The sequence below is a fragment of the Pseudomonas sp. FW300-N1A1 genome, from assembly GCF_058789115.1.
The window spans coordinates 1-13270 of the sequence record NZ_JBYTBK010000053.1 but is presented as its reverse complement, the minus strand read 5'-3'; the positions used below and the strand labels follow the sequence as shown (position 1 = coordinate 13270).

Below are 13270 nucleotides of genomic sequence, written 5' to 3'. Positions count from 1 at the left end.
CCCGACAGTCTAGCCGCGCCTGAACGCCTTGAACATTCCGATAGCTCGCTAACTAACAAAAATCTTCAGGCCAGTTTGACCCCGTAACCTTCTTCGCTGATCAGTTCGATCACTTGGTCGGCGGTCAACTGACTCTCGACCCCAACCTCTTTCGCCGCCAGGTCGACCCGCACGCTCGCCGCTGGATCCTTGGCCTGCAGCGCCTGGGTAATGGCCCGGACGCAGTGACCGCACGACATACCTTGAACGTTGAATACTTGCATGAGGCAGCTCCTTTGATGAGATTGAGGGCAGTCTCGAGCTTGCCACCATGGCAAGGTCAAGTTCTGCTGTGATCGGCCGGGCTGGCAATCGGCAGCGCGCTCGGCCAAGCTGCGTCATTGATGAATTAACAGCAGGAGATTCAGCCATGCGCTGGTCAGTTTTCAGCCTACTTGGCATGCTCGGTCTTTTCGCCGCCCCCCCCTCGGCCAACGCTGAAGACTACGGCGTGCTGATCATTTCTCGCGAACGCCTGGAAGTCGCGACTTCATGCGAGATTGGCGTGTACATCCAGGATCAATTGTCGGCGCGCCTGTTCCAGGAACAGAGCACCTCGTTCAACTTGCCGCCGGGCACCTTCTCCCTGCGCCTCAAACTGCTCCCGAGCCAAATGCCGGGCTGCAATCCGGGAATGCTGCCCCCCGGTTCGCAAAACATCACCTTGCGCGCCGGCGACATCCAGAAGTACCGCATCGCCATGAATGGGCAAGGCGTGTACCTGAAAAAGGCCGGGCTCGGCTATTGAGCCCACCCCTGTCGTCGCTGCCGGACGACCGTGGCGACAAGGATCGCACCCGTTAAAGATTGGCGCTTGACCTTGCCAGCATGGCAAGGTTGATCCTGTAGGTCATTTCTACAGGGAGTAAGACCGATGTCCGATTCCACCACCTTCGACCTGCCGATCGCTGGCATGACCTGCGCCAGTTGCGCCGGGCGTGTGGAGCGCGCGCTGAGCAAAGTGACCGGTGCCAGCGCAGTCAGCGTCAACCTGGCCACCGAGCAAGCCCGTGTCCAGGCGCCCCCGGACAGCTTGCCGGCACTCATGGAAGCGGTGCAGCAAGCCGGTTACAGCGTGCCCGCGCAAAGCCTTGAGCTGAGCATTGGCGGCATGACCTGCGCCTCGTGCGCCGGTCGCGTCGAACGCGCCTTGAACAAGGTGGCCGGGGTCAAGAGCGTCAGCGTCAACCTGGCCAATGAACGTGCCCACCTGGAGTTGCTCGGCCAGGTCGATCCGCAGCGGTTGATCAGCGCGGTCAGCAAGGCTGGCTACACCGCCAGCGTCTGGCAAGCCGAACAATCCTCTAGCGACGATCAGCAACAGCGCCTGCACCGTGAGCGCTGGAGCGTACTGCTGGCTGTTGTCCTGGCATTGCCGCTGGTATTGCCGATGCTGGTGCAACCCTTTGGCCTGCACTGGATGCTCCCGGCCTGGGTGCAGTTTGCCCTGGCGACTCCGGTGCAGTTCGTTTTCGGCGCACGCTTCTATGTCGCGGCCTGGAAGGCCGTGCGGGCCGGTGCGGGGAACATGGACTTGCTGGTAGCCCTGGGCACCAGCGCCGGTTACGGCTTGAGCATTTACCTGTGGGCCACGGCCAGTGCCGACAGCATGCCCCATCTGTACTTCGAGGCCTCGGCGGTGGTGATCGCCCTGGTGTTGCTGGGCAAGTACCTGGAAAGCCGCGCCAAACGCCAGACAGCCAGCGCTATCCGCGCCCTGGAAGCCTTGCGCCCGGAGCGGGCGATTCAAGTGGTGGACGGCCGCGAACAGGACGTCGCTATCAGTGCCCTGCGCCTCGGTGATCTGGTGCTGGTCAAACCCGGCGAACGTTTCCCGGTGGACGGCGAAGTGGTCGAAGGCCAGAGTCATGCCGACGAGGCCCTGATCAGCGGCGAAAGCCTTCCCGTGCCCAAGCAGCCCGGTGACAAAGTCACCGGTGGCGCCATCAACGGCGAGGGCCGGTTGCTGGTACGCACCCAGGCACTGGGTGCTGAAACCGTGCTGGCGCGCATCATTCGCCTGGTGGAGGACGCCCAGGCCGGCAAGGCACCGATTCAGAAACTGGTGGATAAAGTCAGCCAGGTATTTGTACCGGTGGTCTTGCTCCTGGCCCTGGCCACACTGGTCGGCTGGTGGCTGTACGGTGCGCCCCTGGAAACGGCGGTGATCAACGCCGTTGCCGTGTTGGTGATCGCCTGCCCATGTGCACTGGGCCTGGCCACGCCGACCGCGATCATGGCCGGTACGGGAGTAGCCGCACGCCACGGGATTCTGATCAAGGACGCCGAAGCCCTGGAGCGGGCCCATGAGGTCAGCGTGGTGGTCTTCGACAAGACCGGCACACTGACGTCCGGCACCCCGCGCATCGCTCATCTGAGCGCCATTGATGGTAATGAAGCGAGCCTGCTGCAACAGGCTGGCGCCCTGCAACGCGGCAGCGAACACCCGCTGGCCAAAGCGGTGCTGGACGCCTGCGCCGAGCGCGACTTGCCGGTGGCCGACGTCAGCGCCAGCCAGTCGCTGACCGGTCGTGGTATTGCCGGCACCCTGGACAGCCGTCGGTTGGCACTGGGCAATCGCCGCCTGCTGGAAGAAAGCGGCTTGAGTGCCGGCCCGCTGGCTGACTCGGCCGCAGCCTGGGAAGCCGAGGGTCGGACCCTGTCATGGCTGATCGAACAAAGCCCCGAGCCACGGGTGCTGGGCTTGTTCGCCTTTGGCGACACCCTCAAGCCCGGTGCGCTGCAGGCGATTGGCGAGTTGAAGGCGCAACACATCGGCAGTCACCTGCTGACGGGCGATAATCGTGGCAGCGCCAAGGTCGTCGCTTCAGCGCTAGGGATCAGCAACGTCCACGCCGAAGTGTTGCCGGCCGAGAAAGCCTCGACCGTCACCGAGCTGAAAAAAACCGGCGTGGTGGCCATGGTCGGCGACGGTATCAACGACGCACCGGCGCTGGCCGCGGCAGACATCGGCATTGCCATGGGCGGCGGCACCGATGTGGCCATGCATGCGGCCGGCATCACCTTGATGCGCGGCGACCCACGGCTGGTACCGGCGGCGCTGGAAATCAGTCGCAAGACCTACGCGAAGATCCGCCAGAATCTGTTCTGGGCCTTCGTCTACAACCTGATCGGGATTCCGCTGGCCGCCTTTGGCCTGCTCAACCCGGTGCTGGCGGGTGCGGCGATGGCCCTGTCCAGCGTCAGCGTCGTGAGCAATGCGCTACTGCTCAAGACCTGGAAGCCCAAAGACCTGGAGGACATTGAATGAACATCGGCCAAGCCGCCAAGCACAGTGGCCTGAGCGCCAAGATGATTCGTTACTACGAGTCCATCGGCCTGCTCAAGCCGGCCCATCGCACCGACAGCGGCTACCGCCTCTATGGCGATGACGACCTGCACAGCCTGGCATTCATCAAGCGTTCACGTGACCTGGGGTTTTCCCTGGAAGAAGTCGGCAAGCTGCTGACCTTGTGGCAGGACCGCCAACGGGCCAGCGCCGACGTCAAGGCACTGGCCCGCCAGCACATCGATGAGCTGAACCAGAAAATCCGTGAGCTGGGCCAGTTGCGCGACACCCTGCAGGATCTGGTGGAACATTGCCAGGGCGATCACCGCCCCGACTGCCCGATCCTCAAGGAGCTGGCCTCTGGCTGCTGCGCCGAACCCGCTCGCCCCTGAGTGCCAATCCCCTCAGCACCAGCAAGGTGCCGAGGGGAATCCCGTGAAACAGGGCCACCACCCCACCCGGTGACCACAGGTTGTAGAAGGGCGCGGCAATCAACATGCCGACGCCGAACCCGGTCATCTGCAGCAGGGTCAGGAAGCTGAAAACCGGCAACCGCAGGTGGTCCGGCTCACGCTGCAGGCGCGACATCAGGCCGACCTCGGAAAAGCCGTCGCCCAATCCTGCCGGCAGGGCGAACAGCAGCAAGCCATAGAGGCTCTGTTGCTGGAACATCAGGATGAAGCCGCTGGACATCAACAGCACGCCGAAGAAGAACCGCCGCTCCAGATTGACGTTCTCCGAGCCTGGCAGGCGACTGGCGATGCGCGCACCGATCAACTTGCCGCAGGCCCATACCGCCAGCATCAGGCCCAACGTGGTGCTGGCCGACTCGGGCGTCAACAGCCTGGAAATGATCGGAAAACCGACGTTGTGCGCGGCACTGCCCAAGGTGTCGGCCATGGACAACACCAGCATCGCGGCGATCACCGGCGTACTGCGTAACCCATCGCGCAAAGCAGCCCATTCACCATTGCTGCGCTCGGGCTGCGCGCGGACCTCTGGCGCAGGAAAGCGCAACGGCAACACGAACAGCGCCGCCAGCAGGTAAGTGACAATGTTCAACGCGAACACCGCGTCAAAACCAAAACCCGCCACCAGCAAACCCGATACCAGGCTGCCAGCAACCATCGCGCCCGAGGACGCCGACGTCAGCCAGGCATTGGTTTTGAGCAGTTGATCGGCGCTGACCATGTTCGGCAGCTGGCTGTTCAGGCCGATGGCAAACATCGAGTTGCCCAGCCCGAGGCCGAACGCGATCAGCGGCAACAGCTGCGCGTGTTGGGCCACCGGCAGCAACACCAGCAACAGCAGCAACCCGGCGCGCAGCACATCGAAGACCACCAGGGGCGAGCGTCCGCTGAAGCGGCGGTAGAAGGTCGTCCCGATCAGGCTGGCGAAGATCCCGCCGGCCACGCGACTGGCCAGAAAAATCCCGACGCTCATGGCACTGTTGCTGAGCAGGTACACGTAAGTGGCCAGCGCCACCATGTTGAGAAACGCACCAAAATCCGAGACCAGGCGCGCAGCGATGATCAGGTGGGCATTGCGACTGGATTGCCGGGGCGTGGGTTGAGTGTTCACATTCATCCTTGAGTGTGGGGTGTTTCGAATGTCATCAGTCTGCCGGAGAGCGCCGGGCGCACAGTAAAAACCCGGCCGAGGCCGGGTTCTTGATTCAACCGATCACTGCAGCCACGGTGGAGGCGGCTCTTCGGCCTTGCTTGGCGGTGCATCGTCTGCGGCGCGAACCGCCTGGCGGCGCTCCTCGTCCAGGCGCGCGGCCTCGATCTCACGCATGATACCGCCGACGTCCGCCAGCTCTTCCGGTTCGTCGAACTCACCGGTCAGGACGCTGGCCGGGTGCAGGGTACCTGCTTCATACAGGGCCCACATTTCCTTGGCGTACTTGGTGCGCTTCAACTCGGGGGCAAAACGCCCGAAGTAAGACGCCATGTTGCCCACATCCCGCTCCAGCATGCTGAATGCGTGGTTATTACCGGCTGCATCCACCGCCTGCGGCAGGTCGATGATCACCGGGCCGTTCGGCGTCAGCAGCACGTTGAACTCGGACAGGTCACCGTGCACCAGTCCGGTACACAGCATCAGCACGATCTGAGAAATCAGGAAAGCGTGATACTCGCGTGCCTGATCGGCGTCCAGCACCACGTCATTCAGACGCGGCGCGGCATCGCCGTACTCGTCGGCCACCAGTTCCATCAGCAGCACGCCTTCCAGGAAGTCGAACGGCTTGGGCACTCGCACGCCGGCGCTGGCCAGACGAAACAACGCCGCGACCTCGGCATTCTGCCAGGCATCTTCGGTTTCTTTACGGCCAAACTTGGAGCCCTTGGCCATGGCGCGTGCCTGACGGCTGTTGCGCACCTTACGGCCTTCCTGATACTCGGCCGCTTGACGAAAACTTCGTTTGTTCGCCTCCTTGTAGACCTTGGCGCAACGCAACTCATTGCCGCAGCGCACCACATAAACAGCTGCTTCTTTACCACTCATGAGTGGGCGCAGCACCTCGTCAACCAGACCGTCCTCGATCAGGGGTTCAATGCGTTTTGGAGTCTTCATCAGCTTTTATTGTGGGTCCTTTATTACCAAACACGCGAATGTCACTCGTTATACGGCAATCCTCTCACGGCGGGGAGGGGTTGCCGACCTATGAACCGTGTGGACGCACTCAATGTGCCAGATTTATCGGGTTAACCCTGTCGGCCGATGGAAATCATAGCTGAGACTCCGCAGCCTGTTGACCACCGTTTCAGAAGGTATTGGCGACAGCGTCAGAGATCCAGCAGCCTACTCTTCGTAGGGTTTTTCTCGAATGGAGTACCGTTTCACGCTCCCGGGCGTTGGGCTGAGACTGTGGCCGAACATGACGCCAACCTCCGTCGCCTGCCGGGTAAGCAACCAAGGGGCGCGGCCCTTAGCGCTCGATAATTGCGGTCACCCCCTGGCCGCCGGCAGCGCAGATCGAAATCAGGCCACGCCCCTGCCCTGCCGTCTCCAGCAGCTTGGCCAGGTTGGCGACAATCCGCCCGCCGGTCGCCGCGAACGGATGCCCGGCCGCCAGGGAGCTGCCTTTGACATTGAGCCGGCTGCGGTCGATGGCGCCCAGGGGCGCATCGAGGCCAAGCCGGGTCTTGCAGTAGTCCCCATCCTCCCAGGCTTTCAAGGTACAGAGCACTTGTGCGGCGAAGGCCTCATGGATTTCGTAGTAGTCGAAGTCCTGCAAACTCAGGCCATTGCGTGCCAGCAACCGGGGTACAGCGTAGACCGGTGCCATCAACAGCCCTTCGGCACCGTTGACGAAATCCACCGCCGCCGCTTCACCGTCGCGCCAATACGCAAGGATCGGCAAGCCGCGCGCTTGCGCCCATTGTTCACTGGCCAACAACACCACCGAGGCGCCGTCGGTCAGGGGCGTCGAATTACCCGCGGTCAGGGTGCCCAGGGTGCTTTTTTCGAAGGCCGGCTTCAACGCGGCCAGTTTTTCCAGGGTCACGTCCGGGCGCAGGTTGTTGTCGCGGGTCAGGCCCAGAAATGGCGTCAGCAAATCCTTGTGCCAGCCCTCAGTGTAAGCGGCGGCCAGTTTCTGATGACTCTCAAGGGCCAGTTGATCCTGCTCGGCGCGCGCAATGCCCCAGGTCTGCGCCATCAGCTCGCAGTGCTGGCCCATGGACAAACCGGTGCGCGGCTCACCGTTGCGCGGAAACTCGGGGATCAAATGCCGGGGACGCAATTGCAGGAAGGCTTTCAGCTTGTCGCCCGTGGTTTTCCCGCGATTGGCCTGCAGCAGAATCCTGCGCAGGCCTTCGCTGACGCTGATCGGTGCATCCGACGTGGTATCGACGCCACCGGCAATGCCGCAGTCGATCTGCCCCAGGGCAATTTTGTTCGCCACCAGTAACGCCGCCTCCAGGCCTGTACCGCAGGCTTGCTGGATGTCATAGGCCGGCGTCATCGCTGACAGCCGTGAGCCAAGCACGCACTCGCGGGTCAGGTTCATGTCCCGCGACAACTTCAGCACCGCCCCCGCCACCACTTCCCCCAGGCGCAACCCGTGCAGGTTGTAACGCTCGATCAGGCCTTCGAGCGCGGCGGTCAGCATCGCCTGGTTGCTGGCGTTGGCGTAGGGGCCGTTGGAGCGGGCAAACGGAATGCGGTTACCGCCAATGATTGCCACGCGGCGCAACTGAGTCATGAAAAGCTCCTATTCTGTGAAAGCCACACCCCACAAGCGTAGGCCTTATCTCGTGGATCGAACGATTGATCACCAGGCAGGGTCCACACGTTGAACCCCTGCTGCCGGAGCGTGTTCCATGTCAGACCGCTATATCGACTTCGCCAACTCGTCCCTCGGCCACCGTGTAGTCGGTGCCCTGGGCCTGCCGTCGCCGGTTCGACTGGAGCGATGGGAAGCCGGTCGCCTCAGGCCGGTCGAGGGTGCGTTGCTGATCGGCGGCGGCCCGCTGGCACAGAGGGTCGGCGCACTGGCCAGCAAACTCACCGAGCAAATCTACGGCTACGGACCGGAACCGCTGGTGGCCCAGGCCTGGATTCCAGGCCACGGGCCCAAGCTCAAGGCCGTGGTCTTCGATGCCAGTGACCTGCTGCACACCGGGCAGCTCAACGCGCTGCGCGAGTTCTTCCAGCCACTGATGAAAAATCTCGATCACTGCGCGCACCTGGTAATTCTCGGCCGGGCTCCCGAGACCCTGGTCGACCCGTTTGCCGCCAGCGCCCAACGTGCACTGGAAGGCTTCAGCCGCTCGCTGGCCAAGGAGCTGCGCAGCGGCGGCACCCTGCAGTTGCTGTATGTCGGCGATGGCGCTGAAGAACAACTCGAAGGCGTGCTGCGGTTTTTCCTCTCGCCCAAATCCGCCTATATCTCAGGTCAGGTCGTGCGGCTCGATCCCTGCGCGACACAGGTACAGGACTGGACCCGACCTCTGGCGGGACGCAAGGCATTGGTGACCGGGGCCGCTCGCGGCATTGGCGCATCGATTGCCGAGACCCTGGCCCGCGACGGGGCCGATGTGGTGCTGCTGGACGTGCCCCCGGCCAGAGCCGATCTCGACGCCCTCGCCGCACGCTTGGGCGGCAACAGCATTGCCCTGGACATCTGCGCTGAAGACGCCGCCACCCGGTTGGTCGAACAATTGCCTGAAGGCATCGACATCCTGGTGCATAACGCCGGCATCACCCGCGACAAAACCCTGGCCAACCTGACGCCGGAGTTCTGGGACGCGGTGCTCGCGGTCAATCTCAATGCACCGCAAGTGCTGACCAAGGCGCTGCTCGACAGCGGCACCCTGCGCGATAACGCACGGGTGATCCTGCTGGCATCGATCAGCGGCATTGCCGGCAACCGCGGGCAAACCAACTACGCCGCGAGCAAGGCCGGGCTGATCGGGCTGGCGCAGGCCTGGGCTCCGCTGCTGGGAGCGCGCGGGATCAGCATCAATGCCGTAGCACCCGGTTTTATCGAAACCCAAATGACCGCGCATATTCCCTTCGCCCTGCGCGAAGCCGGACGACGCATGAGCTCACTGGGGCAAGGCGGGCTTCCACAGGACGTCGCCGAAGCCGTGGCCTGGCTGGCCCAACCGGGCAGTGGCGCGGTCAGCGGGCAAGCGCTGCGGGTGTGCGGGCAAAACGTACTGGGGGCTTGATCATGGCGACGGACTGGCAATTGTTGAACAGCGCCCCCCACTGGTCGGCGCTCTATTGGCGGGCAGCGACGCGCCGCAAAATCACCGGTACCGAGTTGCCTGATGTGGGCTTGCGCTGCTGGCTCAGCGTCGATGCCGGTCACTTGGCGGCCTACCGTAAAGTCTGCGGTTTTCCCGAAAGCGGCCTGCTGCCTCCAACCTATCCCCAAGTACTGGCATTCGGCTTGCAACTGCAGTTACTCACTGACAAGGCGTTCCCGTTCCCGCTGCTGGGGCTGGTGCACCTGGCCAATCGTATCCGTGTGCTGCGGCCCTTGGGCGGTGTCAGCCGGGTGTGCGTCAGTGTCCGGGTGCAAAACCTGCAACCCCACGCCAAGGGCGCAACGTTCGACTTGATCACTCGCGTGGATGACGCGCTGGGGCTGCTCTGGGAAGCCGAAAGCCAGATGCTTTGCAAAGGGGTGAAGTTGGCCAGCGAAGCCATCGAGCCAGCAGCGGATGCCACTGCACCCATGAGCGAAGTGACCCGCTGGTGGGCTCCCGGCGAGATCGGCCGCCAGTACGCCAGGGTCTCGGGGGACTACAACCCGATACACCTGAGCACCGCCAGCGCCAGGCTGTTCGGATTCCCCCGGGCCATCGCCCACGGGTTGTGGATCAAGGCGCGCACACTGGCCGCACTCAGCGGCCACCTGCCGGGTTCGGCTTACGAGATTACGGTGCAGTTCAAAAAGCCCGTACGACTACCCAGCGAGGTCGTCTTGCTGGCCAGCGCCGCGGATGCCCATGGCGAGCTGAAATTGATCGGTGCCGGGGAACTTGAGCACATGCTTGGTACCTGGCGGCCAATAGCCCGACCTAGCCGCGCCGAATGAGAAAAATACCGGCCAGAATCAACACCAGACCGGCGATCTTGCCGGCGCTGACGGGGGCCTCGCGAAACCCTGCCCAACCGAAATGATCCAGCGCCAGGGCCATGCCCAGTTGCCCGGCCAATACCAGCGCCATGAACAGCATCGCACCGATCCGCGGACCGGCGAACGCCGCGGTGGTGATGAAAAAAGCCCCCAGCAAACCGCCGCTCCAGTGCCACCAGGTCAGGCTCTTGAGCGCCGCCAATGTCGGCGCTTCACGCTGGACCATCACCAACAGCAACAGCGCCATGGTGCCGACAAAAAACGAAATCAACGCAGCGGCCAACACACTGGAAACCTGTTTGGCCAGTTGCCCATTGATGCCGGCTTGCAGCGGTAAAAACGCACCGGCAACAAACGGCAGACACAGTAACCACCAGACGGGAGCCGGCATGATGTTCTCCAGGGAATCGATTGGGGATGCAGTATACGCACTCGACTCCCAACGTGTAGGCACCGTTTAATCCGGCTCGGCCCAACATGGTTAATTGTATATATATCACTTAAGTTTTTTATCCACCACGCAGCCCAGCAGAAACACACACCTGTTGATTTAAAAGGGATTTCCCACAAGCCCCGATCAAAAACCACACCCTCGATATTAGTCGTTAGGCAGGGTCCCCACCCTTGTATATAAGTTGTTAATACCAAGTTGAGAATGGCGTGAAACAGCCCCTGCATTAGATATGTACACAACGGACGAGGCATTGCCGGCATAAGAATCGGCAAGCCCTCGATAATAAAAACAGTTGTGACAGGTGCAAGGAAACTCACTCATGAACACTCACGTTTTGTTGAAAACCAGTACTGCATTGGCCTTGGTGCTGAGCCTCTCACTGGCCGGCTGTAGCAGCGGCGGTGGCGGTCATCACAGCGCGTCCGACAGTTCGTCGCCAGACAGCGCGGCAGGCACTGCGGGGGGTGATGGCTCCGGCAGCGGTGACGGTACAGGAGGCACTGGCGGGACCGGCGACGGCACCGCGGGTATCGGTGGAACGGGAGGAACCGGCGGAGGCACTGGGGGAACTGGCGGTACGGGAGGTGGAACCGGCGGCGGAACCGGGGATGGCACAACCACGCCCGGACTGACCACCAGCAACGTGGTCTCCGACCTGGGCACCACCGTGAATGGTGTGGGTGATGGGGTCAGCAACGTAGGTGACGCCGTGTCAGGGGTTCCCGTAGTCGGCGGCGTCGTGCAAAGCGTGACCACTACCACCGGCAATGTGGTCGACACCGTAGGTGACAGTTTGACCGACGGTCTGGGTACCCTGGGCACGGACCCGAAAGCCCTGAGCAAAACCACCGCAGTGGTGGGCAATGTCGTCGTCGACGTGGGTGACGGCGTGACAGATGTCAGCGGCAAACTGACCACCGCGACACAAGGCATTCCACTGGTGGGCAGCCTCATCAGCAAAGTCGAGCCGCTGCTGGGCGGTACCGGTGAAAAGGTCAGCATGCTCGGCAACACCCTGACCACCGTGACCAGCAACAGTCCGCTGGGCTCGCTCACCGACAAAGTCGGCAACAGCATGCTGGTTCCGGTGGTCACCCTGACTGAAAGCCTGACCGGCAAGGTGGCCAGCACCACCGGCCTGACGGCTCCGGTCGATGGCCTGCTCGATGGCGTCAGCAGTGCCATCTCGGGCCTCGGCAGCAACGTGACCGCCGCCGGCAACGGCAACCCGTTGACCGACACCACCGGTACGGCGTTGATCAACGTGGCCTCGACTGTCGGAACGGCCTCTGGCCTGACGCCTGCGCCTACCGGCACAGGCTCGGGGGGCGGCTTGCTGGAAACCGTTGGCGGTGCCGCACTCAATCTCACCAATGGGCTGAATGCCGGTAACAGCAACACCCTGGTCAGCTCCACGGCGGTAACCGGTGGTTCGGCCGGTACGCTGGTGGCGGCGGTTGGCCCTGTCCTGGGCGGCTCCGGTGTTGCCAACACGGCCCCCACTGCACCACTGGCCGCGGCCGGAGCCGTTATCGGCGCTGCCGTGAACCCGGTCACCAGCGGTGTCACCAGCCTGACCCAGACCGTCGGTACCGCCACCGGCCTGAGCACTCCGATCGCCAGTCTCGCTGGCCAGGCAGGCGCTGCAATCAGTACCGCCGGGACTACCGTCACGGCGGCAGCCCCCAACCCGGTGGTTGCGGCAACCGGTAGCGTGATCGCCACTGCTGGCGCCACGGTCAGCGCTGCCGGCAGCCTGGTCACGGGCACCGCTACCGGTACCGACGGTGGCCTGGGCGGCCTGACCGGTGTCCTTGGCGGCATCACCGGCGGCGTGACGGGCAACAAATAGCGAAATTGCACCTGGCCGTTCCGACGGCCCCCTCTTCAGCGCCTACGCTTGGTTGGAGGTGGAAGGCTCGTTCAGTCTTCCACCTTTTTCTTTGGGAGCATGACATCGGTTGCCCTCCATCACGCCCAAGAGCCTGAGGGGCACAACGGATCGAAGTTCCACTGGCGCTGCTACGGTCTTGACCATGGAGTGCCCTATGCGCGCTTTAGCTTCTTTGCTGCTAGTCACCTGTTGTACCTACGCCCACGCCGATTCCCTGCCCAGCTTTCTCAACACCAACGAAACCACCCGCAACCTGCCTGTACCGAACTTGCCTGCCGACGCTTACCGCCCCGCTGCCGCGCCACTGAAAGTGCCCGAACCGTCGCCCTCCTCGGCCCAACCCTTGACCATGGGCACCAAAATCACCATCCGCAAACTGCAAATCGAAGGCGGGACCCGTTATCCGTTGAACGAAGTGGGCCAGGCGTACCAGCCGCTGCTGGGGCGGGAAATCACGCTCGCCGAACTGATCGAAGCCACCCGTGGCATCACCCGCCGCTATCAGGAGGACGGCTACCTGTTGTCCTATGCCTACCTGCCGCAACAGTCGTTCGATCAGGGCGTGGTTCGCGTGGTGTTGGTGGAGGGCTACATCAAGGACTACCAAGTGCAGGGCGACGTCGGACGCTCCCGGGCGCGGCTCGACCAACTGGTGGCCAAACTACAGGCCGAACGGCCGCTGACCCGCAAGACCTTCGAGCGCTACACCACTTTGATGAGCCGCATCCCAGGCATCACCTTGCAAGCCTCGGTACCACCCCCCGGAACTACCGACGGGGCGACGTCCCTGATCGCCCAGGCCAGCCGCAAACCGATCACCAGCAACCTGAGTGCCACCGCCGACAACCGCAAGGGCACCCAGGCCTTGCTCGGAGTTACCAGTTGTAGGACAGCACAGACAGAACGACCCGCTCATGGCGCAATGCTGTTCAGTTAAGAAAGGCTTGAAGCGGGTGAGAGACCCGTGGCGAGCGAGCTTGCTCGCGCTGGTGCGCG

Annotated in this window: 11 protein-coding genes and 1 pseudogene; 7 read left to right on the top strand and 5 right to left on the bottom strand. The window is 63.0% G+C overall.

Annotation, left to right across the window (positions count from 1 at the left end):
* Positions 1-65 precede the first annotated feature (65 nt).
* Positions 66-263: a heavy-metal-associated domain-containing protein gene (locus AC3WQN_RS23515; protein WP_095078263.1), complete on the bottom strand. Its 198-nt coding sequence runs from the start codon at positions 261-263 to the stop codon at positions 66-68.
* Between the two features lie 146 nt (positions 264-409).
* Here AC3WQN_RS23515 and AC3WQN_RS23510 point away from each other — a divergent pair, with 146 nt between their 5' ends.
* The 3 genes from AC3WQN_RS23510 (at position 410) to cueR (ending at position 3720) form a co-directional block, all read left to right on the top strand.
* A complete protein-coding gene (locus AC3WQN_RS23510) occupies positions 410-787 on the top strand; it encodes a hypothetical protein (protein WP_103400072.1) in 378 nt (125 codons plus the stop codon).
* A gap of 126 nt (positions 788-913) precedes the next feature.
* Positions 914-3310 (top strand): heavy metal translocating P-type ATPase, encoded by a 2397-nt coding sequence (locus AC3WQN_RS23505; RefSeq protein ID WP_103400073.1) that lies wholly within the window; start codon positions 914-916, stop codon positions 3308-3310.
* Positions 3307-3720 carry a Cu(I)-responsive transcriptional regulator gene (cueR, locus tag AC3WQN_RS23500; RefSeq protein WP_095078260.1) on the top strand — a complete coding sequence of 138 codons (414 nt, stop codon included), beginning with the start codon at positions 3307-3309 and terminating at the stop codon, positions 3718-3720. The genes AC3WQN_RS23505 and cueR overlap by 4 nt, the downstream gene beginning before the upstream one ends.
* On the opposite strand, the gene AC3WQN_RS23495 is transcribed toward cueR, so the two are convergent.
* From AC3WQN_RS23495 to AC3WQN_RS23485, 3 genes are all read right to left on the bottom strand, one after another.
* Positions 3674-4909 (bottom strand): MFS transporter, encoded by a 1236-nt coding sequence (locus tag AC3WQN_RS23495; RefSeq protein ID WP_371918496.1) that lies wholly within the window; start codon positions 4907-4909, stop codon positions 3674-3676. The genes cueR and AC3WQN_RS23495 overlap by 47 nt on opposite strands.
* Before the next feature lie 102 nt (positions 4910-5011).
* Positions 5012-5905: a PA4780 family RIO1-like protein kinase gene (locus AC3WQN_RS23490; RefSeq protein WP_103400075.1), complete on the bottom strand. Its 894-nt coding sequence runs from the start codon at positions 5903-5905 to the stop codon at positions 5012-5014.
* Positions 5906-6260: 355 nt separating this feature from the next.
* Complete coding sequence (locus tag AC3WQN_RS23485; RefSeq protein ID WP_103400076.1) at positions 6261-7538, bottom strand: acetyl-CoA C-acetyltransferase; 1278 nt, start codon at positions 7536-7538, stop codon at positions 6261-6263.
* Between the two features lie 118 nt (positions 7539-7656).
* Between AC3WQN_RS23485 and AC3WQN_RS23480 the strand changes: the two genes are divergently transcribed.
* A complete protein-coding gene (locus tag AC3WQN_RS23480; RefSeq protein ID WP_103400077.1) occupies positions 7657-9009 on the top strand; it encodes a 3-oxoacyl-ACP reductase in 1353 nt (450 codons plus the stop codon).
* A 2-nt stretch (positions 9010-9011) separates the two neighbouring features.
* Complete coding sequence (locus tag AC3WQN_RS23475; RefSeq protein ID WP_103400078.1) at positions 9012-9884, top strand: MaoC family dehydratase; 873 nt, start codon at positions 9012-9014, stop codon at positions 9882-9884.
* Here AC3WQN_RS23475 and AC3WQN_RS23470 read toward each other — a convergent pair.
* Positions 9868-10317: a DMT family transporter gene (locus AC3WQN_RS23470; RefSeq protein WP_103400079.1), complete on the bottom strand. Its 450-nt coding sequence runs from the start codon at positions 10315-10317 to the stop codon at positions 9868-9870. The two genes, AC3WQN_RS23475 and AC3WQN_RS23470, sit on opposite strands and share 17 nt — an antisense overlap.
* A 382-nt stretch (positions 10318-10699) precedes the next feature.
* On the opposite strand from AC3WQN_RS23470, the gene AC3WQN_RS23465 reads away from it, so the two are divergent.
* Both AC3WQN_RS23465 and AC3WQN_RS23460 read left to right on the top strand, forming a co-directional pair.
* The gene (locus tag AC3WQN_RS23465; RefSeq protein WP_103400080.1) at positions 10700-12232 is read left to right on the top strand and encodes a collagen-like triple helix repeat-containing protein; all 1533 of its coding nucleotides are present in this window, start codon (positions 10700-10702) and stop codon (positions 12230-12232) included.
* A 196-nt stretch (positions 12233-12428) separates the two neighbouring features.
* Positions 12429-13175: pseudogene (locus tag AC3WQN_RS23460) on the top strand (POTRA domain-containing protein); the annotation flags it as partial.
* Positions 13176-13270 lie beyond the last annotated feature (95 nt).